This is a genomic window from Enterobacter sp. YSU (assembly GCF_016082135.1).
Classification (GTDB): domain Bacteria; phylum Pseudomonadota; class Gammaproteobacteria; order Enterobacterales; family Enterobacteriaceae; genus Enterobacter; species Enterobacter hormaechei_C.
On the sequence record NZ_CP059487.1, the window covers coordinates 3,120,255 to 3,146,668 of the forward strand.

General features: G+C 57.2%; 24 protein-coding genes. 12 read left to right on the forward strand and 12 right to left on the reverse strand.

Annotated elements, in window-relative coordinates:
• Positions 1–5: 5 nt before the first annotated feature.
• Positions 6–707, forward strand: a complete 702-nt coding sequence (locus H2Z33_RS15120; protein ID WP_211482948.1) for a DnaA inactivator Hda — start codon at positions 6–8, stop codon at positions 705–707.
• Positions 708–793: 86 nt separating this feature from the next.
• Here the strand turns inward: H2Z33_RS15120 and H2Z33_RS15125 are convergent, their stop codons facing one another.
• From H2Z33_RS15125 to celB, 3 genes are read right to left on the reverse strand one after another with little or no spacing between them, the layout of a single operon-like run.
• On the reverse strand, positions 794–2,212 hold the full coding sequence (locus H2Z33_RS15125) for a leucyl aminopeptidase family protein (RefSeq protein ID WP_063134559.1): 1,419 nt from the start codon (positions 2,210–2,212) through the stop codon (positions 794–796).
• Positions 2,212–3,168 carry a N(4)-(beta-N-acetylglucosaminyl)-L-asparaginase gene (locus H2Z33_RS15130; protein WP_063134558.1) on the reverse strand — a complete coding sequence of 319 codons (957 nt, stop codon included), beginning with the start codon at positions 3,166–3,168 and terminating at the stop codon, positions 2,212–2,214. The genes H2Z33_RS15125 and H2Z33_RS15130 overlap by 1 nt, the downstream gene beginning before the upstream one ends.
• Positions 3,169–3,171: 3 nt before the next feature.
• Positions 3,172–4,491 (reverse strand): PTS cellobiose transporter subunit IIC, encoded by a 1,320-nt coding sequence (gene celB / locus H2Z33_RS15135; protein ID WP_015572194.1) that lies wholly within the window; start codon positions 4,489–4,491, stop codon positions 3,172–3,174.
• A 145-nt stretch (positions 4,492–4,636) separates the two neighbouring features.
• On the opposite strand from celB, the gene H2Z33_RS15140 reads away from it, so the two are divergent.
• Positions 4,637–5,461, forward strand: a complete 825-nt coding sequence (locus tag H2Z33_RS15140) for a homeodomain-like domain protein (RefSeq protein ID WP_040117930.1) — start codon at positions 4,637–4,639, stop codon at positions 5,459–5,461.
• Here the strand turns inward: H2Z33_RS15140 and arsC are convergent.
• Both arsC and bepA read right to left on the reverse strand, forming a co-directional pair.
• A complete protein-coding gene (arsC, locus tag H2Z33_RS15145; protein ID WP_017383503.1) occupies positions 5,458–5,814 on the reverse strand; it encodes an arsenate reductase (glutaredoxin) in 357 nt (118 codons plus the stop codon). The genes H2Z33_RS15140 and arsC overlap by 4 nt on opposite strands.
• Before the next feature lie 13 nt (positions 5,815–5,827).
• Positions 5,828–7,291, reverse strand: a complete 1,464-nt coding sequence (bepA, locus tag H2Z33_RS15150; RefSeq protein ID WP_015572197.1) for a beta-barrel assembly-enhancing protease — start codon at positions 7,289–7,291, stop codon at positions 5,828–5,830.
• 220 nt (positions 7,292–7,511) lie between these two features.
• On the opposite strand from bepA, the gene H2Z33_RS15155 reads away from it, so the two are divergent.
• Complete coding sequence (locus tag H2Z33_RS15155) at positions 7,512–8,576, forward strand: AI-2E family transporter (protein ID WP_003860546.1); 1,065 nt, start codon at positions 7,512–7,514, stop codon at positions 8,574–8,576.
• Between the two features lie 139 nt (positions 8,577–8,715).
• Here the strand turns inward: H2Z33_RS15155 and bcp are convergent, their stop codons facing one another.
• Together bcp and H2Z33_RS15165 are read right to left on the reverse strand one after the other, a co-directional pair.
• Entirely contained in the window at positions 8,716–9,186 is a 471-nt protein-coding gene (gene bcp, locus H2Z33_RS15160) for a thioredoxin-dependent thiol peroxidase (protein ID WP_015572198.1), read from the reverse strand.
• Entirely contained in the window at positions 9,186–9,755 is a 570-nt protein-coding gene (locus H2Z33_RS15165) for a glycine cleavage system transcriptional repressor (RefSeq protein WP_000213743.1), read from the reverse strand. The genes bcp and H2Z33_RS15165 overlap by 1 nt, the downstream gene beginning before the upstream one ends.
• Before the next feature lie 145 nt (positions 9,756–9,900).
• On the opposite strand from H2Z33_RS15165, the gene dapA reads away from it, so the two are divergent.
• The 6 genes from dapA (at position 9,901) to ypfH (ending at position 16,358) form a co-directional block, all read left to right on the forward strand.
• Positions 9,901–10,779 carry a 4-hydroxy-tetrahydrodipicolinate synthase gene (dapA, locus tag H2Z33_RS15170; protein WP_003860542.1) on the forward strand — a complete coding sequence of 293 codons (879 nt, stop codon included), beginning with the start codon at positions 9,901–9,903 and terminating at the stop codon, positions 10,777–10,779.
• Between the two features lie 16 nt (positions 10,780–10,795).
• Positions 10,796–11,830 carry an outer membrane protein assembly factor BamC gene (gene bamC, locus H2Z33_RS15175; protein ID WP_017383500.1) on the forward strand — a complete coding sequence of 345 codons (1,035 nt, stop codon included), beginning with the start codon at positions 10,796–10,798 and terminating at the stop codon, positions 11,828–11,830.
• A gap of 109 nt (positions 11,831–11,939) precedes the next feature.
• Positions 11,940–12,653, forward strand: a complete 714-nt coding sequence (gene purC / locus H2Z33_RS15180) for a phosphoribosylaminoimidazolesuccinocarboxamide synthase (RefSeq protein WP_001171626.1) — start codon at positions 11,940–11,942, stop codon at positions 12,651–12,653.
• Between the two features lie 120 nt (positions 12,654–12,773).
• Positions 12,774–13,643, forward strand: coding sequence for a neutral zinc metallopeptidase (locus H2Z33_RS15185; RefSeq protein ID WP_001303362.1), 870 nt, complete (start codon positions 12,774–12,776; stop codon positions 13,641–13,643).
• Positions 13,643–15,589, forward strand: coding sequence for a tRNA(Met) cytidine acetyltransferase TmcA (locus tag H2Z33_RS15190; RefSeq protein ID WP_047741436.1), 1,947 nt, complete (start codon positions 13,643–13,645; stop codon positions 15,587–15,589). Before H2Z33_RS15185 ends, H2Z33_RS15190 begins: the two co-directional genes overlap by 1 nt.
• Before the next feature lie 73 nt (positions 15,590–15,662).
• Complete coding sequence (gene ypfH, locus H2Z33_RS15195; protein ID WP_023295120.1) at positions 15,663–16,358, forward strand: esterase; 696 nt, start codon at positions 15,663–15,665, stop codon at positions 16,356–16,358.
• 39 nt (positions 16,359–16,397) lie between these two features.
• Here ypfH and H2Z33_RS15200 read toward each other — a convergent pair whose 3' ends face one another.
• Genes H2Z33_RS15200 through H2Z33_RS15210 form a run of 3 tightly spaced genes read right to left on the reverse strand, consistent with a single transcriptional unit; the run spans position 16,398 to position 18,107 of the window.
• Positions 16,398–16,595: a YpfN family protein gene (locus tag H2Z33_RS15200; RefSeq protein ID WP_000383991.1), complete on the reverse strand. Its 198-nt coding sequence runs from the start codon at positions 16,593–16,595 to the stop codon at positions 16,398–16,400.
• A 24-nt stretch (positions 16,596–16,619) separates the two neighbouring features.
• Positions 16,620–17,747, reverse strand: coding sequence for a succinyl-diaminopimelate desuccinylase (gene dapE / locus H2Z33_RS15205; protein WP_017383496.1), 1,128 nt, complete (start codon positions 17,745–17,747; stop codon positions 16,620–16,622).
• Positions 17,748–17,750: 3 nt separating this feature from the next.
• A complete protein-coding gene (locus tag H2Z33_RS15210) occupies positions 17,751–18,107 on the reverse strand; it encodes an ArsC family reductase (protein WP_032649036.1) in 357 nt (118 codons plus the stop codon).
• Between the two features lie 387 nt (positions 18,108–18,494).
• On the opposite strand from H2Z33_RS15210, the gene ypfM reads away from it, so the two are divergent.
• Positions 18,495–18,554 (forward strand): protein YpfM, encoded by a 60-nt coding sequence (ypfM, locus tag H2Z33_RS15215; protein ID WP_015572204.1) that lies wholly within the window; start codon positions 18,495–18,497, stop codon positions 18,552–18,554.
• Between the two features lie 109 nt (positions 18,555–18,663).
• Here the strand turns inward: ypfM and acrD are convergent, their stop codons facing one another.
• Together acrD and narQ are read right to left on the reverse strand one after the other, a co-directional pair.
• Complete coding sequence (acrD, locus tag H2Z33_RS15220) at positions 18,664–21,777, reverse strand: multidrug efflux RND transporter permease AcrD (protein ID WP_045911338.1); 3,114 nt, start codon at positions 21,775–21,777, stop codon at positions 18,664–18,666.
• 141 nt (positions 21,778–21,918) lie between these two features.
• Positions 21,919–23,613: a nitrate/nitrite two-component system sensor histidine kinase NarQ gene (gene narQ / locus H2Z33_RS15225; RefSeq protein WP_045347582.1), complete on the reverse strand. Its 1,695-nt coding sequence runs from the start codon at positions 23,611–23,613 to the stop codon at positions 21,919–21,921.
• Between the two features lie 152 nt (positions 23,614–23,765).
• Between narQ and aegA the strand changes: the two genes are divergently transcribed.
• Positions 23,766–25,742, forward strand: coding sequence for a formate-dependent uric acid utilization protein AegA (aegA, locus tag H2Z33_RS15230; protein WP_074133747.1), 1,977 nt, complete (start codon positions 23,766–23,768; stop codon positions 25,740–25,742).
• Positions 25,743–25,809: 67 nt separating this feature from the next.
• Positions 25,810–26,403: a GDP-mannose pyrophosphatase NudK gene (gene nudK / locus H2Z33_RS15235; protein WP_017692952.1), complete on the forward strand. Its 594-nt coding sequence runs from the start codon at positions 25,810–25,812 to the stop codon at positions 26,401–26,403.
• Positions 26,404–26,414: the final 11 nt, after the last annotated feature.

The following is a 26,414-nucleotide window of genomic DNA, read 5'->3' on the forward strand; positions in this document are numbered from 1 at the left end:
TATTTCTGAACGGACCGGCACAGCTCTCTCTGCCACTTTATCTCCCTGACGACGAAACTTTCGCGAGTTTCTGGCCGGGTGATAACCCCTCTTTACTGGCTGCACTGCAAAACGTGCTGCGCCAGGAACACAGCGGATACATCTATATCTGGTCACGCGAAGGCGCGGGACGCAGCCACCTGCTGCATGCCGCCTGTGCGGAGCTTTCGGCGCGCGGTGACGCGGTAGGCTATGTGCCGCTGGATAAACGCACCTGGTTTGTGCCTGAGGTGCTGGAGGGCATGGAACATCTCTCCCTGGTCTGCATCGATAATATCGAATGCGTGGCGGGGGACGAACCGTGGGAAATGGCGATCTTTAACCTCTACAACCGCATTCTGGAGTCGGGCAAAACCCGGCTGCTGATCACTGGCGATCGTCCGCCGCGTCAGCTCAATCTGGGGCTGCCGGATCTGGCGTCTCGTCTGGACTGGGGACAAATCTACAAGCTGCAACCGCTGTCGGATGAAGACAAACTCCAGGCACTTCAGTTGCGCGCCAGACTGCGCGGATTTGAACTGCCGGAAGACGTGGGTCGTTTCCTGCTCAAGCGTCTGGATCGCGAAATGCGCACGCTGTTTGATACGCTCGATCAGCTCGATCGCGCCTCCATTACCGCCCAGCGCAAGCTGACCATTCCGTTTGTAAAAGATATTCTTAAGCTTTGAGTTTTTTGCCCGGTGGCGCTGCGCTTACCGGGCCTACGAAAACCCGTCATACCTTGTAGGCCGGGTAAGGCGCAGCCGCCACCCGGCTAAAGATCCCCCAACAAGTGCTCCACCAGCAGCGGAATCGGTCTTCCCGATGCCACGCTTCTGCCGTTCTCACGCCACAGCGCCGTCCCGCTGATATCCAGATGCGCCCACGGAATGGTCGGCGGGCAGAAGTGATGCAGCAGCCACGCCGCCGAGGCGCTGATCGCCGCATTGTTGGTCGGCGTGTTGCATAGATCGGCAATGGCGCTGTCGGTCTGCTTTCTCAGCCGCGCATCCAGCGGCAGGGACCACACCTCGTCGCCGCTCCGTTTGCCCGCGAGCGTCAGTGCCTGACGCAGCGGTTCATCCTGGGTCATCAGCCCGCTCAGCTCATACCCCAGCGCTTTCACCACCGCTCCGGTTAAGGTCGCCATATCAATGATATAGTGAGCCTGCGGATGGCGCTGACTCGCCCAGGCGATAGCGTCTGCCAGCACCAGCCGGCCCTCGGCATCGGTATTGTTGATTTCAACGGTGGTGCCGTTGCAGGCCGTCGCCACCGTGCCGGGCTGCATGGCGTCGGGGCCGATGGCGTTTTCCGCCAGCGCCAGCACGCCCATGATGCGCACGGGTAATTTCAGCTCCGCAACGGTCAGCATCAGCCCGAGCACGTTAGCCGCGCCGCACATGTCATATTTCATGGTGTACATGCCCGCGCCTTCCTTCAGCCACAGGCCGCCGGTGTCAAAGGTAATGCCTTTTCCCACGTAGCAGCGCACCGGGCCATCAGACACGCCGTTATAGTGAATAGCCAGCAGGCGCGGCGGACAGGTCGCCCCTTTGCCGACGGCGTGCAGCAACCCAAGCCCTTGTTCAACGATTTGCGTTTCATCCAACACCTCGCAGCGCAGGGCAGGGCTGGCGGCACACAGTTTTTGCGCCTCTTCCACCACAAACTGCGGCGTGCAGCGGTCGGACGGCATATCCGCCAGACGTCGCGCCGCGACCATGCCGAGCGCAATGGCCTGCTGCTGGCGGAAGGTCGTCTCCAGCTTCGCCTGCTGTTCCGGCAAGCAGAGGGCAGTGATGCAGGTAAGACGCAGCGCTTCGTCCGTCTTCTTCAGCTTCAGGTCACTGAGCCTGTGCGCCTGATTAAAGAGAAAACGCAGTACTTGCGCCAGCACCACATCGTCAATATCCGTCACGTCCAGCACGAGTTCGGCGCTGGCGGGGGCGGCAAGCAGCGGTCGCAGAGCGGTGAGCAACCCTTCGGTCAGGGCGTCATGCCAGAGCGCATCCGGCAAAAGGGTGATGCGGGCAAACGGCGCGCAGCCAAAGCGCGCGTCCGCGACGGTGCTCTGCTGGCGCATTTCAGCGACAAGAGCGCTTTCCGGTAACAGGGAACTGTCAGCGCGCGCAATCAAATGGCTTTGCGGCTTCGCGTCTGAAAGCGCGTTGATAAACTGGTATGTGATCATCATGACTCCTCAATCGGTGCGCGGATCCGCGCGGCATAGGCCTGCATCCACTTCTCATCTACCGCGTGATAGTGCGTTTTCTCCCGCAGGCGTTCAGTACGGAAAACGGTGAGGGGCTGGCGAGCCGTCGCCACCACAAACGAGAAGGTTTTGATGTTGGTCGCGGCGCCAAATTCTCCTTTGCTGTTCATGCACACCACGGAGAGATCGCCCGCGCGGCCAAAGCGCGACATCAGCTTGTCTTCCAGTTCGAACACCACCGAATCCGCCGCCTGCTGCGGCGTCATCCCTTGCGCCATCCGGCGAACGATTTCGTAGCTGGTACAGCCCTTCATCAGATCTTCACCGACGCCCGTGGCGGTGGCCGCGCCGGTTTCGCTGTCGCAGTAAAAGCCGGAGCCGATGATGGGTGAGTCACCGAGGCGACCGCGTTTTTTCATAAACAGGCCGCTGGTGGAAGTGGCGACGCTCATCGATCCCTGTTTATCGAGGCCGATGATGCCGACGGTGTCATGTCCGTCGTAGGGGCTTAACCCCTTATCCAGCGTTTCGCGGCAGCGCTTACGGTAGTGTTGCATGGCGCGATCCGTGAGCATGGTTTTGTCGGCAAAGCCCTGGCTCAGCGCCCATTCGCGCGCGCCCTGGCCGACCAGCAGGCTGTTATAGCGCTGGCGGCTGAGCGCGTGCGCCACGCGCACCGGGTTGGCGATATCCACCAGATTGCCCACGGCGCCGAACGCCAGCGTGTCGCCGTCCATATAGGCCGCGTCCAGCTCTACCTCGCCGTTCTCGGTCGGCAGCCCGCCGTAGCCGACGGATTTATAAAACGGAAAGTCCTCGACGGCGGCGACGGCATCCACCACCGCCGGAGCGACAGGTTTGCCCGCAGCCAGCGCAGACGCAGATTCCGTGACGCCTTCAAGCGCCATTCGCCAGGTTGCGATAATTCCCCACATGCTTTACTCCTGTTTTGCAAGGGTGGTGTCGGTTTGCGTAGCGGTAGTCAGTTCCGCGGCGCGGTACTGTTTATCCACGATACGCATGAAAGGCAGGTACAGCATGGCGCCAATCAGCAGGTTGATCAGCTGCATCACGCTGCCGCTCAGGTGCCCGGTGACGATAAAGCCGCTGATAACCGGCGGCAGCGTCCAGGGGATAAACACCCCGGTGGTGACGGCGACCGCACCAATTTTCATCGCCGCATACTGCACGGTGACCAGCACCAGCGGCACCAGATTGAACGGGATGAGCATGATCGGGTTCATGATCACCGGCAGGCCAAACAGGATCGGTTCGTTGATGTTAAACACCGACGCGCCCGCACCGAGGCGCGCTACTTCGCGCATGTTTTTGCTGCGGGCAAAAATCAGCATCGCAATCACCAGCGACAGCGTGGCGCCCGCGCCGCCCATCCAGATCATGTCAAAAAACTGTTCGGTGATGATGTGCGGCGGCGTCGTTCCCGCCTGGATCGCGGCGATGTTGTCGGTCTGGTTCTCCATCCACAGCGGGCGAATAATCCCGTTGATCATCGAACCGGAGTTAATGCCCACTGACCACAGAATGGTGATGCTGAATACGGTCATCAGCGCCCCGAAATAAGAGGTGCCGTAGTGGCGTACCGGGGTGGCAACCACTTCATAAATAAACTGGTGGATGGTGTGGTAGTGGGTGTTTTCAAAGATGATGCGGATAAGCAGCACCAGAATCATTACCAGCAGGGCCGGGATCAGGGCCGCGAATGACTCCTGCACCGCCGGAGGCACGCCGTCCGGCATTTTGATGACCAGCTTTTTGCGCTTCAGCCAGCAGAACAGTTCCGTCCACAGCAGGGAACCGATCATCGCCACGAACAGCCCTTTGCTGCCAATCCACTCCACCGGCATCACGGTAATGCCGCCGTTTTCCGCCACTTTGATAAAAGGCGTCAGGATCAGAAACGCGACCAGCGCCAGGATGCCGCAGGAGATGCGGTCCTCGCCATAATGCTCAGCCAGGCGGTAGGCCACCAGGAAGCTGATAAACAGCGACATGGTTGAGAACACCGCGTTAAACGGGATCTCTATAATTGCACTCCAGCTCTCACCAAAGGCCTGAGACATAAACTGCTGATAGGCCTGATTCGGGAAGGAGGAGATCACCAGCAGAATGGAGCCGACGATAATAAACGGCATGAATGACACGTAGGCGCCGCGAATGGCCCCAAGATGACGCTGCTGGGCCGTTTTCGCCGCCAGCGGCATCAGTTTTGCTTCAAGAAATCCCAGAACATTGTTCATTGTGAACTCCGTACAAGATTGAGAGGTGTTGTTTATGTTATGTCTGTGGATTATCAGTGAAGCGTGGCGAGCGAAAGGTGAAATCGGTCACAAAGCATTCGCCGCTCTGATATAAATCTCATAAGATTAGTTCCGGAGAGACGCGATGGAAATCAAACTGCATGCCAACGCCACCACTACGCCGCGTATCCGTCGCTATCTTCAGCAGTCAGATAAAAGCGACAGGGAACTTGCCGTTGAGCTGGGGATCTCGGTCACCACCGTCAGGCGCTGGCGCAACCGCGACCAGGTTTCGGATAACCACACAACGCCAAAAGTGATACACAAAGCGCTGAGACAAGAGCAGGCGGCACTGATAAATGCCCTGCGGGATATCACAGGGGCACCGCTGGATGAACTGCTGCTGCTGGTGAATGACGGACTCGGGATCGCCGTTTCCCGCGCGACCCTGAACCGCTACCTCAAACCAGCCTCGCTAAAACAAAAGGGGGCGTCGTTGCAGGGCAAAAAGGCGCTGAAGGCCGGGATCATGCCGCAGAAGCTACTCCTGCATCATCAGCCGCTGTCGCTACATATGGACGACGATGGCGAGCAACACCTGCTCTGGGCGCGTGAACCCGTCAGCGGCTGGTGTTACGCCCGGCTTTATGCTGGCGTATCGCCGCAGTTGCTGACCCGCTGGACGAACGAGGTGCTGGCTGCCTGTCCGGCTGATATTCAATCTGTTGAGACTTTTGGGCTGGAAGTGAACTTGCCAGAGCATAACGTCACCGTAAAAGTGCATTCACAGTATTATCTCGCCCTTCAGGTCACCGTGCCGTTACGCGAAATCATTCCGCGGGTGAACAGTGAACCGATGGGAGAGCTGTTGATCCAACTGTGTGAGTTTTACAACCGGGGAAAAGCGCAGAAAAAGCTGGGAGAGCGTACGCCGCAGGCGTTTCTGGAAGCGCTGCGGCGTAACGATTAGACGATCTCGAGCACGTCTTCCGGCGGACGGCCGATACGCGCCTTGCCATTTGCCACCACAATCGGGCGCTCAATCAGCTTTGGATTGTCGACCATCGCCTGAATCAGCCGATCTTCAGTGAGACTGGTATCGTTCAGATTGAGCGACTTATACAGATCTTCTTTCTGACGCATCAGGTCGCGTGCGCTGCCCATGTTCAGCATCTTCAGCAGCTGGCGGATAGTCTGCGCGTCCGGCGGCGTCTCCAGGTACAGCACCACTTCCGGTTCGATGCCGTTAGACTTCAGCAGGCTGAGGGTGTCTCGGCTCTTGGAGCAGCGAGGGTTATGGTAAATTTTTACCGCGTCTGTCATGACTTCTCCTTTATTACATCTTCTCGTACGGCTTAAAGCGTTGTTGCAGGCCGCGCAGCTGGTCGATTCGCGCATCGTAGCGGGCCTGTTGCAGGCTGCCAAGCTTCACCTGCGAGCTGGCGCTGCTCAGCAGGGAAATGGCCTGATCGAGACGACCCGCCAGCGCCAGACCTTCCGCACGCGCGGCCAGCTCCTGATCGCGGTTACCCAGTTGCCCCTGGGCCTGGGCGAGCAGCTCCCAGCCGTTCTGGTCATCTTTATTGTTAAAGGTGTAGCGGTTCAGAATGGTCACCGCCTCGCCGGGCTGGCCGCCCTGTAGGTAGGCGTTCGCCAGGTTAAGCTGCAATACTGGATTATTACGAAGATCTTTCGCCCCTTTCAGGCGATTAATCGCATCGGTCGCTTTTTTCTGCCCCAGATCGATATCGGTGGCGAGGTCGAGATACCACGGATTGTCAGGCGCCGCCGCCAGCAGCGGCTGTAGCGCTTTTCGCGCTTCATCGTATTTGCTGGCCTCCATCGCCTGGAGCGCCTGACCATACTGCGCCGCGTTTTTCTCGCGCACGTTGCCTTTCGCCAGCGCGTCCAGCAGATCGCTGGTGAGCTGATTACGTCCGGAGTTGTACATGCCAAGCGTTCTCACTTTGGCCATGTAGAAATCCTGCGAAGACTGCACCACGACCGGACGCATCTGGTTGGCTCGGTTACGCGCATCCGAGAGGCGGCTTTCCGGCAGCGGGTGGGTCAACAGAATTTCAGGCGGGCGCGACGAGTAGCGTGCCTGGTCGAGCAGTTTTTCCAGGAAGCTCGGCATGGCCTGCGGGTCAAAGCCGGAACGCTGTAAAACCTGAATGCCGATGCGGTCTGCTTCCTGCTCATTCTGCTGGGTAAAGCTGATCATCCCCTGACGCGTCCCCGCCAGCGTCCCGGTAAGCGCCGCCATCCCGGCCTGCGGGCTGGCCATCGCCAGCAGAATAGAGCCCAGCGCGCCCACCCAGGTTAGCGGGGCGTTACGCTTCTGATCTTCCATCGCACGCGCCAGATGGCGCTGGGTGACGTGCGAAATTTCGTGCGCCATGACGGACGCCAGCTGGCTTTCGTTATCGGAATAACGGAACAACGCCGAATGCAGCACCACGTTCCCGCCAAAGAAAGCGAAGGCGTTGATTTCGTCGTTATTGATTAAATAGAAGTGGAAGGGCGTTTTTACCGAGTCGGCGTGCGCCACCAGACGCATCCCCAGGCCGTTAATGTATTGCACCAGCAAAGGGTCGTTAATCAGCGGAGCACTGCCGCGCAGCTGGCGTACGTAATAATCACCCATCTGCATCTCCTGCCCGATGGAGAGCGTGCTTCCTGCCGTGGTGCCCATGTCCGGCAATGAATCGGACGAGTCAGCGAAAGCGGGCAACACCTGACCCACCGTCACGGCGGCAATCAGTGTCGCAACCAGTGTTTTTCTCAACTGCCTGAACATAACCACTGTCCTGTATGTTGGATGTGCTAATTTGACCGATGAACCCGCATAACGTTCATCTCCGCTGCTCTGCGAGTGTAGCCGTGTTAAGAGATGAAGAAAATCCCATTCATCAGGGTTTTGCGAAACCTGACAGTGAAACAAAAAGGAAAGTCTTTTTTGTGACAGTTAGATACAATTCACCGTCTCACTCCCGCCATTCGATTCAGGGAAGGGTTGTATGCTCGAAATGTTAATGCAGTGGTATCGGCGTCGGTTTAGCGACCCGGAAGCCATTGCTTTGCTGGTCATTCTGGTTGCCGGATTCGGTATCCTGTTCTTCTTTAGTGGCCTGCTGGCGCCGCTACTGGTGGCGATTGTGCTGGCGTATCTGCTGGAGTGGCCCACCGCGCGTCTGGAACATATCGGCTGTTCCCGCCGCTGGGCGACCAGCATTGTTCTGGTGCTGTTTGTCGGCATTCTGCTGCTGATGTCCTTCGTGGTGATGCCCATCGCCTGGCAACAGGGGATCTACCTGATCCGCGATATGCCCGGCATGCTGAATAAACTGTCTGATTTTGCCGCCACGCTGCCGCGCCGCTATCCTGCGCTGATGGACGCCGGGATCATCGATGCGATGGCCGAAAACATGCGCGCCCGCATCATGACCATGGGTGACTCGGTGGTGAAATACTCTCTGGCCTCGCTGGTAGGCCTGCTGACGCTGGCGGTTTACCTTGTTCTCGTGCCGCTAATGGTGTTCTTCCTGGTCAAAGATAAAGAGCAGATGCTGAACGCGGTGCGCCGCGTGCTGCCGCGCAATCGCGGTCTCGCCGGTCAGGTCTGGCAGGAGATGAACCAGCAGATCACCAACTACATTCGCGGCAAAGTGCTGGAGATGATTGTGGTGGGCGTGGCGACCTGGATTGGCTTCGTGATCTTCGGACTGAACTACTCGCTGCTGCTGGCGGTGCTGGTCGGATTCTCGGTTCTGATCCCGTATATCGGCGCGTTTGTGGTGACCATTCCGGTAGTCGGTGTGGCGCTGTTCCAGTTTGGTCTGGGTACGGAGTTCTGGAGCTGTTTCGCCGTATACCTGATTATTCAGGGACTGGACGGGAACCTGCTGGTACCGGTGCTGTTCTCAGAAGCAGTTAACCTGCATCCGCTGGTGATTATCCTGTCAGTGGTGATTTTCGGCGGGCTGTGGGGATTCTGGGGGGTATTCTTCGCCATTCCGCTGGCGACGCTGATTAAAGCCGTGGTCCACGCGTGGCCGGATGTGCCAGCGGTAGAAGAGAAGTAGATTTAGTGCGGGCTGATGCCCTCACCCCAACCCTCTCCCGCGGGGAGAGGGGGCAAACACTAAAAACGGTAGCGCATGCTACCGTTTTGCATTTACCTTGTAGGCCGGGTAAGCGCAGCGCCACCCGGCACTAAAATGATCACGCGTTCTCTTTCAGCCACTTCAACACCACGTCGTGGTGGTTGCTGGTTTTGAAATCATCAAACACGTGCTCAACTTTACCGTCAGCGTCAATCAGGAAACTGATGCGGTGAATACCGTCGTACGTTTTGCCCATAAAGGACTTCTCACCCCAGACGCCAAACTGCTCGCAAACCTGGTGGTCTTCATCGGAAAGCAGCGTGAAGTTCAGCAGCTCTTTTTCCGCAAAGCGTGACAGCTTCTCTGGCTTATCGGTGCTGATGCCCAGCACTTCCACACCGACCTTTTTCAACTCATCCATGTTGTCGCGTAGACCGCAGGCCTGTACGGTACAGCCCGGGGTCATGGCTTTCGGGTAGAAATAGACCAGAACACGCTGTCCCTGGAAGTCGGTCAAATTTACTTGCTCGCCGTCTTGATCCGGTAAGCTAAATTTCGGTGCGATATCACCGGCTTTCAGTGGGTTCATTACTCAACTCCATCCTGTTCGTGCTGCGAATAATCGACGACGCTTATACTGCCTTGCGCATGTAATTCTGTACAGAGGGCTTTGAACGCTTGCTCGATATTTGACGCATCCTGCGAGGCAGGGCTGTGTGCGGTAATTTGAATAAACAGCGTCGGGATTGCGTTTTCATCGCCCGGCTGCGTGCGGGAAACCAGTTCGGCAATGTTCATCTGATGGCTGTCAAACAGCGCCGTAAAACGTTCAATCAGATGAGGTGAATCAGGCACTTCAACCTGTACCCAGACCGTGGCAGGCAGAGCCGGACGCGGGCGCGCGGTGGTGCGCTTCATCACAATCAGTAAATCCAGCTCTGCGCCTTTCAGCGGCAAGGTAGATTCGATGAGGGTAATGGCATTCCATGTTCCGGAAAGCAGCATGATGAACGTGAACTCTTCGCCAAGCATAGCCAGCCGGCTATCTTCGATGTTGCAGCCGCAGCTGCTCACGTGGCGAGTGATGGTATTCACGATACCCGGCCTGTCAGCACCCAGCGCAGTGATAACCAGGTAATGTTGTGATGAGGTTGTCAAACCTGTTCTTCCTTTGCGTGGTTAAGTCTTCCTAAGGAAAGCATAAAAAAAACATGCATACAACCGCCTGAGAGCCTCAGGTCGCTTGCTTTTATTACAGTTCCAAACGTAACATTGAGGCTCTTGTTCGCACAGAGGATGGCTCATGTTCACGGGAAGTATTGTCGCGCTTGTTACACCGATGGATGAAAAAGGTAATGTCTGCCGGTCAAGCATGAAGAAGCTCATTGATTACCATGTCGCCAATGGAACCTCGGCGATCGTTTCGGTAGGGACTACCGGTGAATCCGCTACGCTGAGCCACGAAGAGCACGGCGACGTTGTGATGCTGACCCTGGAACTGGCGGACGGGCGTATTCCGGTCATCGCGGGGACGGGCGCAAACGCAACGGCAGAAGCGATTAGCCTGACTCAGCGTTTTAACGACAGCGGCATTGTCGGCTGCCTGACGGTGACCCCTTATTACAACCGTCCTACTCAGGAAGGTTTGTTCCAGCATTTCAAAGCCATCGCTGAACATACTGACTTGCCACAAATTCTGTATAATGTGCCGTCCCGTACCGGTTGCGATATGCTGCCGGAAACCGTTGGCCGTCTCTCGAAAGTAAAAAATATTATCGGGATTAAAGAGGCGACAGGGAACTTAAGCCGCGTTCATCAGATCAAAGAGCTGGTTTCAGACGACTTTATCCTGTTGAGCGGTGATGATGCGACCGCGCTGGACTTTATGCAGCTCGGTGGTAATGGCGTGATTTCCGTTACGGCGAACGTGGCGGCGCGTGATATGGCTGACATGTGCAAACTGGCCGCAGCCGGTCACTTTGATGAAGCTCGCGTGATTAATCAGCGTCTGATGCCGTTGCACAATAAATTATTTGTCGAACCCAATCCGATCCCAGTGAAATGGGCATGTAAGGAGTTGGGGCTTGTAGCAACCGACACGCTGCGTCTGCCAATGACACCGATTACCGACCACGGTCGTGAAATTGTCGCTGGCGCGCTGAAGCATGCCGGTTTGCTGTAAAGTTTAGGGAGATTTGATGGCTTATTCAGTACAGAAGTCGCGCCTGGCGAAGGTTGCGGGTGTTTCGCTTGTTATGCTCCTCGCTGCCTGTAGTTCAGACTCGCGCTACAAGCGCCAGGTGAGCGGTGATGAATCCTATCTGGATGCGCCGCCGCTTGCTGAACTTCACGCGCCTGCCGGCATGATCCTGCCGATCCAGAACGGTGATTATAATATTCCGGTTACCAACGGCAGTGGCCTGGTGGGTAAAGCGCTTGATATTCGTCCGCCGGCTCAGCCTCTGGCGCTGGTGAGTGGCGCGCGCACGCAGTTTACCGGTGATACGGCCTCTCTGCTGGTGGAAAGCGCACGCGGTGCCACGCTGTGGCCGCAGGTTGTGAGCGTTATTCAGTCGAAAAACTATACGATTGATAAACGCGACGACGCCAGCCAGACCTTAACCACCGACTGGATTGAGTGGAACCGTCTCGATGAAGACCAGCAGTATCGTGGTCGTTATCAAGTCTCCGTTAAGCCGCAGGGTTATCAGCAGGCGGTTACCGTTAAGCTGTTGAATCTTGAGCAGGCAGGTAAACCGGTTGCCGATCCGGCCGCCATGCAGCGCTACAGCACTGAAATGCTGAACGTGATTGCCGCTGGTCTGGATAAGAACGCTACCGATGCCGCAAACGCCGCGCAGAACCGTAACGGTTCAACGTTTGACGTGCAGAGCGGTGCAGACGATACCGGCCTGCCAATGCTGGTGGTGCGTGCGCCGTTTAATCAGACCTGGCAGCGCCTGCCAGCAACGCTTGAAAAAGTGGGCATGAAGGTGACCGACAGCACCCGTTCAACGGGCAGCATCACAGCGACCTATAAGCCGCTGTCTGATAGCGCCTGGCAGGAGCTGGGGGCAAGCGATCCACAGCTGCCTTCCGGTGACTACAAAATCCAGGTTGGCGACCTCGATAACCGCAGCAGCCTGCAATTTATCGATCCGAAAGGACACACGCTGACCCAGGCGCAGAACGATGCGCTGGTCGCTGCCTTCCAGGCCGCATTCAGCAAATAATAGTGAGGGCTGGTTAATCCAGCCCTTTTTATTTTCGTGCTACGCAAACGTGTGCGTGGCATAATATGGCCAGTTTTGAATACAAATCATCACACCAGGAGTAATGAAGATGCAGAAGCAAGCTGAGTTGTATCGTGGCAAAGCGAAAACCGTATACAGCACGGAAAACCCGGATCTGTTGGTGCTCGAATTCCGCAATGATACGTCAGCAGGAGACGGCGCACGCATTGAGCAGTTCGATCGTAAGGGCATGGTGAACAACAAGTTCAACCACTTCATTATGACCAAACTGGCCGAAGCCGGTATCCCGACTCAGATGGAAGCGTTGCTGTCCGATACGGAATGTCTGGTAAAAAAACTGGATATGGTGCCGGTTGAGTGCGTGATCCGTAACCGTGCCGCAGGCTCCCTGGTGAAGCGTCTGGGCATTGAAGAGGGTATCGAACTGAATCCACCGCTGTTCGATCTGTTCCTGAAAAACGACGCCATGCACGACCCGATGGTCAACGAATCCTACTGCGAAACCTTCGGCTGGGTAAGCAAAGAGAACCTGGCGCGCATGCAGGAACTGACCTACAAAGCCAACGACGTGCTGAAAAAGCTTTTTGATGACGCGGGCCTGATCCTGGTCGACTTCAAGCTGGAGTTCGGTCTGTACAAGGGCGAAGTGGTGCTGGGCGACGAATTCTCGCCGGACGGCAGCCGCCTGTGGGACAAAGAGACGCTGGATAAAATGGACAAAGACCGTTTCCGCCAGAGTCTGGGTGGCGTGGTCGAAGCGTACGAAGCGGTTGCTCACCGTTTAGGCGTTAAGCTCGACTAAACTGCGCATTTGCCAAAGGATGTTGGCATCCTTTGGCGTCTTATCCTTGTTTACTATGGTAATCCTTTCATTAACCGCCTACGATCATAGCTATTATAAATGGAATAGTTCGAGGTGTTTATGCGCTGGCAAGGGCGTCGTGAAAGTGACAACGTAGAAGACAGACGCAGCAGTGGTGGCGGTGGTCCGTCTATGGGCGGGCCAGGTTTCCGGTTACCCAGCGGCAAGGGCGGCATTATTCTGCTGGTCGTTGTGCTGGTGGCGGGCTACTACGGCGTCGACCTGACCGGTTTGATGACCGGTGAAACCGGGCAACAGCAGCAGTATTCTCAGCGCTCCATCAGCCCGAATGAAGATGAAGCGGCGAAATTTACTTCCGTTATTCTCGCGACGACCGAAGATACCTGGGGTCAGCAGTTCGAGAAAATGGGGCGGACTTATCAGCCGCCAAAACTGGTGATGTACCGGGGCGCAACCCGCACCGGCTGCGGCACCGGGCAGTCCGTTATGGGGCCGTTCTACTGCCCGGCGGACAGCACCGTCTATATCGATCTCTCCTTCTATGACGACATGAAAAGCAAGCTGGGCGCCGACGGCGATTTTGCCCAGGGCTACGTGATCGCGCATGAAGTCGGCCACCACGTGCAGAAGCTTCTCGGCATTGAGCCTAAAGTGCGTCAGATGCAGCAGAATGCTTCTCAGGCGGAGGTGAATCGTCTGTCCGTACGCATGGAGCTTCAGGCCGACTGCTTCGCTGGCGTCTGGGGACACAGCATGCAGCAGCAGGGCGTGCTGGAAACAGGCGATCTGGAAGAGGCCCTGAATGCCGCACAGGCGATTGGTGACGATCGCTTGCAGCAGCAGAGCCAGGGGCGCGTTGTGCCGGACAGCTTTACCCATGGCACCTCAGAGCAGCGCTACAGCTGGTTTAAGCGTGGCTTCGACAGCGGCAACCCGTCGCAGTGTAATACCTTCGGCAAAGCTATGTGATGTTGGGGTTTGAACAGCTGGTCAACCAGCTTCAGCGTACCGGGCACCGCCGGCTGGTGGTGCTCAGCGGCGATGAAGCGTGGACGTTGAGCCAGGCGACCATCCTGCGCGATACGTTACCAGGAGACTGGCTGTGGCTGGAGGAAAACCCCTCTAAGGCCATCAGCGGCCTGCTGGGACGTGAATACCTTCACGCCGTTTTTGACGCGCGTCGTGGGTTTGACGTCTCGGCCTTCGCCGCCCTCAGCGGGACCCTGCGCGCCGGAAGCCTTCTGATGCTGCTGGTGCCGCCGTTCTCCGTCTGGGCTAACAGGCCCGACGCGGATTCTCTACGCTGGAGCGACAGCGCCGAGCCGATCGCCACCCCGCACTTTGTTCACCACTTTTGCCGGACGCTTGCCGCCGATTCAGATGCCATCGTCTGGCATCAACATCGTCCTCCGTGCCTTCCCGTTACGCCAGATTTACCCGCCTGGCAGCCTGCCAGCGGTGAACCGCAGCGCGAGCAAGCTGAGATCCTCGACGCTCTTCTGACCATGCCTGCGGGCGTGGCCGCCGTGACGGCACCGCGCGGACGCGGAAAGTCCGCCCTGGCGGGCATGTTGCTGAACGGCATTCAGGGGAGTGCAGTAGTGACGGCACCGGCAAAAGGGGCGACGGATGTCATCGCGCGTTTCGCCGGGGAACATTTTCACTTTATGGCCCCGGATGCGCTGCTGGCCTCCACAACAGAAGCTGACTGGCTGATTGTCGATGAGGCGGCCGCCATCCCCGGCCCGCTGCTGGAGAAGCTGGCGTCGCGCTTTCCCCGCGTGTTGCTGACCACCACGGTGCAGGGTTATGAAGGCACGGGCAGGGGATTCCTGCTGAAGTTCTGCGCCCGGTTCAGCGGGCTGCGGCGTTATACCTTATCCACGCCTGTTCGCTGGGCTGCCGGATGTCCCCTTGAGCGGATAGTGGCGAACGCGCTGCTGTTCGACGATGCGCTTATCGATCGCAAACCGGAAGGCGAGGTACGTTTAACGTCGCTGGAGCCCGGGATGTGGGAGAGCGATCCGACGCGCGGGGCAGGCGTGTATGAACTGCTTTGCGCCGCGCACTACCGGACGTCACCCCTCGATTTACGCCGGATGATGGACGCCCCCGGCCAGCACTTTGCTGTTGCTCAGGCGGGCGCGGAGATCGCGGGCGCGCTCTGGCTGGTGGAGGAGGGGGGATTACCCCCTGAACTTAGCCGCGCAGTCTGGGCGGGCTTTCGTCGGCCGCGTGGAAATCTGGTGGCGCAGTCGCTGGCAGCGCACGGCGGCTCGCCGCTCGCGGCGACGCTGAAAGGCCGACGCGTCAGCCGCATTGCGGTTCATCCCCATCGCCAGCGGGAAGGCATCGGCCAGCGGCTGATCCGCAGTGCCAGCGGAGAAGATTATCTCTCGGTCAGCTTTGGCTATACCGACGAGCTGTGGCGTTTCTGGCGGCAGTGCGGGTTTGTGCTGGTGCGAATGGGCAGCCACCGGGAAGCCAGCAGCGGGTGCTATACGGCGATGGCGTTGCTGCCGCTGAGCGAGGCGGGGCATCAGCTCTGCGAACAGGCGCATCAGCGGTTATGTCGTGATATGCGCGTCCTGTCGGCCTGGAATGGCGAAAAGATCCCGGTGACGGATGCATGGGAAGCTACCCTTAATAGTGACGACTGGCTGGAGCTGGCGGGGTTTGCCTTTGCTCACCGGGCGTTTTCAACTTCGGTTGCGGCGCTGACGCGGTTGTTGTTAGCCGTGGACATGCCACTTCCGGCGCTGCGGGGGAAAATGGAAGGGATTACGCACGATTTCGGGCGCAAAGCGTTGCTGGCGAAGCTACGTGAGGAAACCGCTCACGCGCTTGAAAGGCTTGATTACTCCCGTAGCCAGCAGCTGAAAGCCGACATTTTGCAATGGCAATTTTTTCAATGAGTTCTTCAGTAAAGTGGCATGGTCATTACCCCGCAGAGGCGTAAAATCCTGCTTACCAATTAAGGAGATCGCCATGAAACATGACCATTTTGTTGTGCAAAGCCCGGATACACCTGCTAAACAGCTCCTGCTTCTGTTTCATGGCGTGGGCGACAATGCCGTCAATATGGGACAGATTGGCAGCTGGTTTGCACCCGTTTTCCCACACGCGCTGATCGTCAGCATCGGCGGCGTGGAGCCGTGCGGTCCGGACGGGCGGCAGTGGTTTTCCGTCGAGGGCGTGACGGAGGAGAATCGTCAGGCGCGTATTGATGCCGCTATGCCAGCCTTTATCGATACCGTGCGTTACTGGCAGCAGCAGAGCGGCGTAGGCGCCGACGCAACGGCGCTGATTGGCTTCTCTCAGGGCTCAATCATGTCGCTGGAAAGCGTAAAAGCGCAGCCCGGACTGGTGTCCCGCGTGATTGCTTTTAACGGGCGTTTTGCGACGTTACCGCAAAGCGCGACCACGCAGACCACGATCCATCTCATTCATGGGGGGGAAGACCGGGTAATTGAGCTTTCGCATGCGGTTGCTGCCCAGGAGACGCTGATGCGCGAGGGCGGAGATGTGACGCTGGATATCGTAGACGATCTGGGGCATGCCATTGACGATCGCAGCATGCAGTTCGCGCTCGATCATCTGCGTTATACCGTACCGAAGCACTACTTTGATGAAGCGCTCAGCGGCGGTAAGCCGAATGACGATGATATCGTCGAGTTTATGTGAGGTGTCCCCCTCTTTTTAGGGAGAGGGGAAACAGAGCGATTACTTCTTCTGGTCCTTCTTCGGCCAGTCGTCTTCATCGTCCCACTTGTCGTTAAAATCACGGTGCGGCGGAAGATCCGGTTTGTTGGCAAGGAACTTTTTATGGTCAACGCGCTTGAGATCTTTAATCACGTTAAGCAGCACGCCTACCAGAAATACCAACACCAGAATCCACCAGTACTTTGAAAGCCAGTCCATTCGCTAATCCTCTTTAAGCACCCGTCAGGCGACGAGCTGCTCCATAATACGTTGATACATGCGGGCCAGCAGTTGTAAATCGGCAGCGTTCACGCATTCATTGATTTTGTGAATCGTCGCGTTAACCGGACCCAGTTCGACAACCTGTGCGCCCATGCGGGCGATAAAGCGTCCGTCAGACGTGCCGCCCGTTGTCAGCAGCTGTGGCTTAATTTCATTATAGTGCGCAATGGCGTTCACCACCGCATCCACCAGTTTACCGCGCTGCGTCAGGAACGGCTGGCCAGACAGCCACCAGTCGAGGGTATAGCGCAGCTGATATTTCTCGAGCAGCGCAATCACGCGCGCTTTGATCATCTCGTCGGTCAGTTCGGTGCTGAAGCGGAAGTTAAACTGGACGAAGAGATCGCCGGGAATGACGTTGTTGCTGCCGGTGCCGGCCTTGATGTTGGCTATCTGCATGCTGGTTGGCGGGAAAAATTCGTTGCCTTTATCCCATTCAATGCCTACCAGTTCGTTCAGCATCGGCGCGGCGCGGTGTACCGGGTTATCCGCCAGGTGCGGATAGGCAACGTGGCCCTGCACGCCATGAATAGTCAAATTACAGGTCAGGGATCCACGGCGGCCATTTTTCACCACATCGCCCACCACTTCGGTGCTGGACGGTTCGCCCACCAGACAGTAGTCCAGACGTTCATTGCGCGCCATCAGGGCCTCAACGACCTTCACGGTGCCGTTGTGGGCGCTGGCTTCTTCATCGGAGGTAATCAAAAACGCAAGACGGTTTTTATGGTTCGGATGCTGGGCGACGAAACGCTCTGCCGCCACGACCATCGCAGCCAGAGAACCTTTCATGTCCGCAGCGCCGCGTCCGAAAAGCATGCCGTCGCGGATGGTCGGCTCAAAAGGCGGGTTGATCCAGCGGTCTGCGTCGCCTGCGGGAACTACGTCAGTATGTCCGGCAAACGCCAGCGTCTCTCCCTGACCGCGCCATGCCCAGAAGTTCTGCGTATCGCCAAAATCCATGTGCTCCACGGTAAAACCGATGGCACGCAGGCGCTCAATCATTAATGCCTGACAACCTGCGTCGTCCGGGCTAAGGGAAGGACGGCGAATAAGCTGCTGAGTCAGCTCAATGACCGGGCATGACATAGACTACACCTCAACGAATAAATCTGAATAAAGGGTTTCACTGAAACCCAGCAGCATAGGCTGACCTGGCTTGCAGAGCAATGGGCGTTTGATGATTGCCGGCATTTCAAGCATCAGTTTGGCTGCGCTGTCGGCGTCGTTGATCGTGGTCCGGAGAGATTCATCCAGTTTTCGCCAGGTGGTCCCGCGGGTATTCAGTAGCGCTTCCCATCCCAGTTCGTTGATGGCGGAATGGAGAAACGCGGGGTCAAGCCCGTCGGCACGGTAATCGTGGAAGCGATAGTCGATGTTGTGTGCTTCCAGCCAGCGGCGGGCTTTTTTAATCGTGTCGCAATTCTTAATGCCGTACATCACAACCATAGTGAATCCTTTTGCTCTTTTGTGGATTAAATGTTCAATATTTTCGAAGATATATGCTTAAGTGGAATATAACACATTCGGAATTTTTCGGGATTTACAATTCTCCATAATTCAACGAACAGCTGTAAGCTGAATAGTCTTTCATCTTTTAAGCATAGTTGTCCACCCTGTTTAAATTGCCAATAAACTCAGGGGGAAATTAAAAATGCTGTCATTTTTCCGACTATTTCAAAATATTGCTGTAGGTCACATAAAATTTACCCGACAACGCTCATAGTGATCCTAAACCTACCAGCACAGCGGGGCTCAATCACAGCAATCGGTTAAAGTGGCTTCACAATGATGATACGTTTTCGTAGAATGCGCATAATAATAAGAGAGGTTGTTATGATTGAACGTGAACTGGGGAACTGGAAAGATTTTATCGAAGGCATGCTTCGTAAATGAATTTCCGGTAAGAAATGCAAGAGCACTTAATTAACTAAAATAACCATAGTGTGAAAGAATCACACAATAAAAAGGCGGCCTGTAAAGCCGCCTTTTTTATTTCAACGTGTTATTCCGGCTTATCCTTCAGCGGGAAACGACGGCGTACCAGCACAAAGAACAGCGGTACGAAATAGATAGCCAGAATCGTCGCCGAAATCATTCCCCCCATAACGCCCGTTCCCACCGCGTGCTGGCTGCTGGAGCCTGCGCCGGAGCTGGTGGCCATCGGCAGGACGCCAAACACAAACGCCAGAGAAGTCATCAGGATCGGGCGCAGGCGCTGACGACAGGCGTGCAGCGTGGCGGCCATCAGTTCGTGACCTTTGGCATTCATCTCATTGGCAAATTCGACGATCAGAATGGCGTTTTTCGCCGACAATCCGATTACGGTGAGGAGTCCGACCTGGAAATAGACATCATTTTCCAGGCCGCGCATCCAGGTTGCCAGCAGCGCGCCGATGACCCCGAGAGGCACCACCAGCATCACCGAGAACGGCACTGACCAGCTTTCATACAGCGCCGCCAGACAGAGGAACACCACCAGCAGCGAAAGGGCATACAAGGCAGGCGCCTGAGCGCCGGAAAGCCGTTCCTGATAGGACATCGCCGTCCACTCCAGGCCAAAGCCGGTCGGTAACTGCTGAACCAGTTTTTCCATTATATCCATTGCGGTACCGGTACTGACGCCCGGCGCGGCTTCACCGACAATCTCCAGCGCCGAATAGCCGTTGTAACGCTCCAGACGCGGTGAACCGGTCTCCCAGCGTGACGTCGCAAATGCCGAGAACGGCACCATGCCGCCGGTGTTATTGCGCACATACCAGCGGTTGATATCGTCCGGCAGCATGCGGTATTTGGCGGCAGACTGAACGTAGACCTTCTTCACGCGGCCGCGATCCATAAAGTCATTCACGTAGCTTGAGCCCCATGCCGTTTGCAGGGTGTCGTTAATGTCGTCGATGGAGACGCCCAGCGCCTGCGCTTTACGCTGGTCAATATCCACCTGTAGCTGAGGGCTGTCATCCAGACCGTTATGACGAACGCGGGTAAGCTGCGGATCTTTCCCGGCCAGCTCCAGCAGCTTGTCGCGAGCAGCCATCAACGCGTCATGCCCGGCGCCCGCGTGATCCTGAAGCTCCATATCAAACCCGGCTGAGCTGCCCAGGCCGCTGATGGCGGGCGGGCTGCTGGCGAAAACGCGCGCTTCCTTGATTTTGTTGAACGCTTTGGTTGCACGCTCAATGATGGCAAAGGAGGAGCCGGTATCGCTGTCGCGCTGGTCCCAGTCTTTCAGGCGCACAAACATACGCGCCACGTTCTGCCCGTTACCGCCAGGGCCAGAGCCGACGGTGGAGAAGACGGAGACCACGTTATCTTTCTCCTGAGTATGGAAGTAGTTCTCAACCTTCTGCACCACTTTCAGGGTCTGCTGCTGGGTCGAGCCGCTGGGTAACTGTACGGAGGTGATAAACATGCCGCGATCTTCCAGCGGCAGGAACGAGGTTGGCAGCCGCAGGAACAGGAAGACCATGCCGCCGAGCAGCAGGACATAAACCACCATCCAGCGCACGCTGCGGTGCAGTACTTTACCCACGCCCGCTTCATAGCGCGCCGCATTGCGGTTAAACATGCGGTTAAACCAGCCGAAGAAGCCTTTTTGACCGTGGTGTTCGCCCTTATGCAGCGGTTTCAGCAGCGTCGCGCACAGGGCAGGGGTAAGGATCATCGCCACCAGTACGGAGAGCACCATTGCAGAGACGATGGTGATCGAGAACTGGCGATAAATCGCGCCCGTGGTGCCGCCAAAAAACGCCATCGGGATAAATACCGCCGACAGCACCATGGCGATACCGACCAGCGCGCCCTGAATCTGTCCCATCGATTTGCGCGTGGCCTCGCGGGGCGAAAGCCCTTCCTCGCTCATGATGCGCTCAACGTTTTCCACCACCACGATGGCATCATCCACCAGCAGGCCGATGGCCAGCACCATGGCGAACATGGTCAGAGTGTTGATGCTGTAACCGAAGGCATACAGCACCGCAAAGGTACCCAACAGCACCACCGGCACCGCAATAGTGGGGATCAGCGTGGCGCGGAAGTTTTGCAGGAACAGATACATCACGAGGAACACCAGCGCGATAGCTTCGAGCAGGGTTTTCACCACATCTTCGATGGAGGCTTTTACGAACGAGGTGGTTTCGTAGGCGACTTTGTACTCCAGTCCGTGCGGGAAGTAATGCGACAGTTCATCCAGACGCTCTAAGACCCGCTGCGCGGTCGCCATTTCGTTGGCGCCGGAGGCCAGTTTCACCCCCAGCCCGGACGCGGCATTGCCGTTGAAGCGGCTCAGGTAGTCATATTTTTCCGCCCCCATTTCCACGGTGGCGACATCCCCCAGACGCACTTCCGAACCGTCCTGATTCACGCGTAGCGTGATATTGCGGAACTGTTCAGGTGTCTGGAGCAGCGACTGGGAGTTGATGGTGGCGTTAAGCGCCTGGTTGTCCACGGACGGCGTACCGCCGAGCTGCCCCACGGCAATCTGGGCGTTCTGCGATTCGATAGCGTCGGTGACATCTTTGGCGGTCATCTGCACGCTGTTCAGCTTGTTGGGATCCAGCCAGATACGCATGGAGTACTGCGAGCCGTAGGCGTCGATATCACCCACGCCGTTGATACGGCTGAGCGGGTCCTGAATATTACTGGCGACGTAGTCCGCTATGTCCTGCTTATCCATTGAGCCATCGGTTGAAACAAACGCGATGGTCAAAATATTGGTGTCACCGGTTTTACGCACGGTCACCCCCTGGTTCTGCACCGCCTGAGGCAGTTTACGCAGGGCCGATTGCAGCTGGTTTTGCACCTGCTGCACCGCTTCATCCGGATCCGTGCCCGCCGTAAAGCTCAGGGTTACCGTCGCCTGGCCCGTGGCGCTGCTCTGTGAGGACATGTACATCAGGTTATCGAGACCCGTCATGTTCTGCTCGATAACCTGGGTGACGGTATTTTCCAGCGTCTGTGCCGAGGCGCCAGGGTAGTTCGCCGTGATACGCACGTTGGGGGGCGCGAGGTCAGGGTATTGCTCAACAGGAAGGGACGTAATCGCCAGGACACCCGTCAGACACAACAGGATTGCAAGCACCCAGGCAAAAATGGGGCGATCGATGAAAAAATTCGCCATTAAAGTGTGACCTCGTTTTGCTGCACGTCATTATTGTTTATTGCCCGCCTAACTTTAGCGGTAAGGCCCAGGTCAAACGTGGAGAAATAAAGGAGATAATGTAAATTATCATGCGCTTTTTTCAGCGCGCCTTCTTTCTCGCTATTTTTCAGCCTGGGCCGCAGGCGTCTGGAACGTTACGCTGACCTGTGTCCCGCCTTGTGGCGGCTGAGAAAAGTGTAATGTCCCGCCGAGCCGTCCCGCGCGTTCGCGCATGATATTCAGCCCGTAATGCCCCGGCGGTTCACTGGCGTCGCCGATACCAATGCCGTTGTCGCGGATCGTGACCGTGTGAGTGCCGTCCGCGGTGGTGACGCAGCTGACCACAATCTCGCTCGCGTCGGCATGTTTAATCGCATTCAGCACTGCCTCACGCACAATCTGTAAGAGGTGCACCTGTTTTTGTGCGTCCAGCGCCAGCGATGAGAGACGGCAGTCGAGCACCAGCTTCGCGCGGGTCTGGCTTTGCAACCCGTCGAGAGACTCCTGTAGCGCGGCAGGAAGATTGGCGTGATTGAGCGTCAGGCGGAAGGTGGTGAGCAGCTCGCGTAGCTGATGCCAGGCATTATTCAGCTCGCGGGAGAAGTCCGTAATGATGGTCTGCGCCGGAGCATTGTCGCCCGGCACGGCATGCTTCAGCAGCGTAAGCTGAATACGCAAATAGGAGAGCACCTGCGCCAGCGAATCATGCAGTTCGCGCGCGATGGTGGCGCGCTCCTCCATCAGCAGCAGCTGCTGATAATGTTTCTGCGCCTGATTGAAATAGAGCCCCCGGCCCAGCATCGTCGCCACGCTTTCCATGAGCGGCAGCGGAACATCCCCGGTCGCGCTTTGCCAGCGCAGTTCGCCGTACAGGGTGTCCTGCATTAACACCGGTAAATTGTGCATTTTCTCGCCCGGGGACTCCTGTCCTTCGTAAAGCTGCCAGTCGTCGCTGGTGCGCAATTGCAGGTAATTCATCTGCGTATAGTCATGCACAATCTGCAAAATATGCCGGAAGCAGTGGCTGTCTATCTGCCCGGTATTCAACGCCTGTGAGCATTTGAACAGCATTTCGAGCTGCTGATGCGCTTCATTCAGGTGGCGGGTTTTTTCAGCAACGGAGCGCTCAAGTGAACGGTACAGGGTGTGTAATTCCGCCGACATATGGTTGAAGGCGCGGGAAAGCTGGCCCAGCTCGTTGGGAAGCGTAGTATCCGGCGCGGGAGTGTCGAATTGCCCCTGTTCGATACGCTCGCTCGCCGCCACCAGATTATTCAGCGGCAGCACAACCTGACGGCGGATGCGCCGCAGGGTCACCACCGCCAGCAGCAGGATGCCCAGGCCACCCGTCAGCGACATGAAAATCACCAGCTGAATTTTATGTTCGGTGTAGTGCTGTAGCGCCAGCACAAAGGCATCTATCCGGCCCACGAAATCCTCAATGTGGTTCTGATACCACCCGGTATCACCGCTGGCGATGCGCGTGTCCATCTCCTGCCAGCCAAGGTGCAACTGCTGGTAACGCTGTTTGACGTCCTCAGGCACATACCAGCGGTTTAGCTTCTGCAACGCAGGCGCGCTCAGCGTTTTTTGCCAGACCGCGCGGTGCTCTGCCAGCGATGGGCCGGCGCGCTGCATTTCGTAGCCCAGGCGGTAGCTCTGCATACGCAGCGAGCCGGCGATGTTAATCGCCTCGGCGTCGCGCTGGCTGCTGGCGAGTGTGACCAGCGCAATGGCGCTGATCAGAACGGACAAGACAATCATCGAAAAGAAAGCCCGAGCCAGGCTTCCCGATACGGGGCGTTTAACGGTCACTCATCAGCTTCCTGAATTAAATTGATCTGCCACAGGTTCACTGGAAATAGTTCGGCTTCCTGGGCATTTGAACATTGCGTCGCCATGCCGCTGTGGGTAAATACGATAACAATAGAAAGAATAAGGTTATTGAACCAAAAACAGGTGTTGTTATGAATCGTTTTATTATGGCCAACGCTCAACAGTGTATCGGTTGTCGCGCCTGCGAAGTTGCCTGTGTGATGGCGCACAACGGGGAACAGCACGCGCTGAGCGAGCGCCATTTTCATCCCCGCATTACGGTCCTTACTTCTGGCTTGCGAAAAAGTCCCGTGACCTGCCACCACTGTGAAAATGCGCCCTGCGCGCAAAGCTGCCCGAACGGAGCCATCACGCAACACAACGACAGCGTACAGGTCAATCAACAAAAATGCATTGGCTGTAAAGCCTGCGTGGTGGCCTGTCCGTTTGGCACGATGGACATGCTGATCGCCCCGCTGGAAAACGACAGCGTTAAGGCCTCGGCGCACAAATGCGACCTCTGCCTGGAAAGGCCGCAAGGCCCGGCCTGCGTGGAAAACTGCCCGGCGGAGGTGCTTACGCTCGCCACCCCAGCCGTACTGGATCAGCTGTTTAAGCAGCGCCGACAGCGCAGCGCAAGGCTGGACGCGCTGCCGTGGCACAGCGAGGCGGTTCAGTCAGCCCCTCCGCAAACCAAACGGCAACAGATGCAAAACACCCCGGCGCGCGGTGAGCCGGATAAGCTCAGCCCCGAAGCACGCGCATACCATTTTAACGAGATCTACCTGCCGTTTCGCCCGGAACAGGCGCAGCGCGAGGCTTCCCGGTGCCTGAAATGTGGCGAGCACAGCATTTGCGAGTGGACCTGCCCGCTGCATAACCACATTCCCCAGTGGATTGAGCGGATCGGGGCGGGGGATATCGTCGGTGCGGCTGAGCTTTCTCACCAGACTAACTGTTTACCGGAAATTACCGGCCGCGTCTGCCCACAGGATCGATTATGTGAAGGCGCCTGCACCCTGCGGGATGCGTCAGGGGCAGTAACCATCGGTAATATCGAACGGTATATCTCGGATCGGGCGCTGGCGATGGGCTGGACGCCGGACGTCAGCCACGTTAAGCCGGTCGGTAAGCGCGTCGCCATCATCGGCGCCGGTCCGGCAGGGCTGGCCTGCGCCGACGTGCTGGTGCGCAGCGGCGTCGGCGTGACGGTCTACGACCGCCATCCGGAAATCGGCGGATTGCTGACCTTTGGTATTCCGGCCTTCAAGCTGGATAAATCCCTGTTAGCGCGGCGCAGAGAGATATTCAGCGCGATGGGCATCCGCTTCGAGCTGAACTGCGAGGTGGGAAAAGACGTGTCGATGGCCCAACTGCAAAACGACTACGATGCCCTGTTCATCGGCGTAGGGACCTATCGTTCCATGAAAGCGGGTATCCCTCACGAAGACGCGCCGGGTGTGTACGACGCGCTGCCGTTTTTAGTGGCAAACACGCGGAACGTGATGGGCCTTGATCCTGCCGCAGACGAACCGTTTATCGACACACAGGGTTTAAACGTGGTGGTGCTCGGCGGGGGCGATACGGCGATGGACTGCGTGCGCACCGCGCTGCGGCATGGCGCGGCGAAAGTCACCTGCGCCTATCGGCGGGACGAGGCCAACATGCCGGGCTCAAAGAAAGAGGTTAAAAACGCGAAAGAAGAGGGCGCAGCGTTTGAATTTAATGTCCAGCCGGTTGAGCTCACGCTGGATACCGACGGGAAGGTTAACGGTATCCGGATGCTGCGCACCAGGCTGGGCGAGCCGGATGCGCAGGGGCGGCGGCGTCCTGTCCCGGTGGCGGGCAGTGAGTTTGTCATGCCAGCGGATGCGGTGATCATGGCGTTTGGTTTTAATCCGCACGCCATGCCGTGGCTTCAGGCGCAGGGCGTCGACACCGACGACTGGGGGCGCATCAGGGCCTCCGTGGAGAGCCGTTATCGCTACCAGACCTCGAATCCGCAGATTTTTGCTGGCGGTGATGCGGTACGCGGTGCGGATCTGGTGGTCACCGCGATGGCGGAAGGGCGTCATGCCGCGCAGGGGATCATGGACTGGCTTGGCGTGCCGCCGCGCAACATGCATTAATGCAGACGGGCGACAAAGCGGGCTTCACGGCGTAGTATAAACAGACTCATTTTGCCGTGGAGCCCGTATGTCCCTGAACATTACCGTTATTAAAGACAAAATCCTTTCTGAAAATTACTTTGTCCTGCGTAACATCACTTACGATCTCACCCGTAAGAACGGGGACGTCATTCGCCATAAACGCGAAGTCTACGACCGGGGCAATGGTGCAACCATCCTGCTGTATAACCGTGAAAAGCAAAGCGTGGTGCTGATCCGCCAGTTTCGCATCGCGACATGGGTCAATGGCAACGCGGACGGACGTCTGATTGAAACCTGTGCAGGTCTGCTTGATGACGATGAGCCGGAAGTGTGTATCCGCAAAGAAGCCATTGAGGAGACGGGTTTTGAAGTGGGTGCGGTGCAGAAAGTCTTTGAGCTGTTTATGTCCCCTGGCGGGGTTACCGAGCTGGTTCACTTCTTCATTGCGGAATATACCGATGCTCAGCGCACGCACCGGGGCGGCGGCGTGGACGATGAAGACATTGAAGTGCTGGAAATGCCTTTCGCTCAGGCTGTCGACATGGTGAAACGCGGTGAGATCCGCGACGGTAAAGCGGTGATCCTGTTGCAGTATCTGCAAACCAGCGGGCTGATGAATGCGGCGGCGGAAGCGCGATAAGTTGTATTTCA

Excerpts from the sequence above, each read along its gene's own strand:
- H2Z33_RS15125 (WP_063134559.1), bottom strand. The coding sequence starts at position 2,212 with ATGATCACATACCAGTTTATCAACGCGCTTTCAGACGCGAAGCCGCAA.
- H2Z33_RS15130 (WP_063134558.1), bottom strand. The coding sequence starts at position 3,168 with ATGTGGGGAATTATCGCAACCTGGCGAATGGCGCTTGAAGGCGTCACG.
- celB (WP_015572194.1), bottom strand. The coding sequence starts at position 4,491 with ATGAACAATGTTCTGGGATTTCTTGAAGCAAAACTGATGCCGCTGGCG.
- H2Z33_RS15140 (WP_040117930.1), top strand. The coding sequence starts at position 4,637 with ATGGAAATCAAACTGCATGCCAACGCCACCACTACGCCGCGTATCCGT.
- arsC (WP_017383503.1), bottom strand. The coding sequence starts at position 5,814 with ATGACAGACGCGGTAAAAATTTACCATAACCCTCGCTGCTCCAAGAGC.
- bepA (WP_015572197.1), bottom strand. The coding sequence starts at position 7,291 with ATGTTCAGGCAGTTGAGAAAAACACTGGTTGCGACACTGATTGCCGCC.
- H2Z33_RS15155 (WP_003860546.1), top strand. The coding sequence starts at position 7,512 with ATGCTCGAAATGTTAATGCAGTGGTATCGGCGTCGGTTTAGCGACCCG.
- bcp (WP_015572198.1), bottom strand. The coding sequence starts at position 9,186 with ATGAACCCACTGAAAGCCGGTGATATCGCACCGAAATTTAGCTTACCG.
- dapA (WP_003860542.1), top strand. The coding sequence starts at position 9,901 with ATGTTCACGGGAAGTATTGTCGCGCTTGTTACACCGATGGATGAAAAA.
- bamC (WP_017383500.1), top strand. The coding sequence starts at position 10,796 with ATGGCTTATTCAGTACAGAAGTCGCGCCTGGCGAAGGTTGCGGGTGTT.
- purC (WP_001171626.1), top strand. The coding sequence starts at position 11,940 with ATGCAGAAGCAAGCTGAGTTGTATCGTGGCAAAGCGAAAACCGTATAC.
- H2Z33_RS15185 (WP_001303362.1), top strand. The coding sequence starts at position 12,774 with ATGCGCTGGCAAGGGCGTCGTGAAAGTGACAACGTAGAAGACAGACGC.
- H2Z33_RS15190 (WP_047741436.1), top strand. The coding sequence starts at position 13,643 with ATGTTGGGGTTTGAACAGCTGGTCAACCAGCTTCAGCGTACCGGGCAC.
- ypfH (WP_023295120.1), top strand. The coding sequence starts at position 15,663 with ATGAAACATGACCATTTTGTTGTGCAAAGCCCGGATACACCTGCTAAA.
- H2Z33_RS15200 (WP_000383991.1), bottom strand. The coding sequence starts at position 16,595 with ATGGACTGGCTTTCAAAGTACTGGTGGATTCTGGTGTTGGTATTTCTG.
- dapE (WP_017383496.1), bottom strand. The coding sequence starts at position 17,747 with ATGTCATGCCCGGTCATTGAGCTGACTCAGCAGCTTATTCGCCGTCCT.
- H2Z33_RS15210 (WP_032649036.1), bottom strand. The coding sequence starts at position 18,107 with ATGGTTGTGATGTACGGCATTAAGAATTGCGACACGATTAAAAAAGCC.
- acrD (WP_045911338.1), bottom strand. The coding sequence starts at position 21,777 with ATGGCGAATTTTTTCATCGATCGCCCCATTTTTGCCTGGGTGCTTGCA.
- aegA (WP_074133747.1), top strand. The coding sequence starts at position 23,766 with ATGAATCGTTTTATTATGGCCAACGCTCAACAGTGTATCGGTTGTCGC.
- nudK (WP_017692952.1), top strand. The coding sequence starts at position 25,810 with ATGTCCCTGAACATTACCGTTATTAAAGACAAAATCCTTTCTGAAAAT.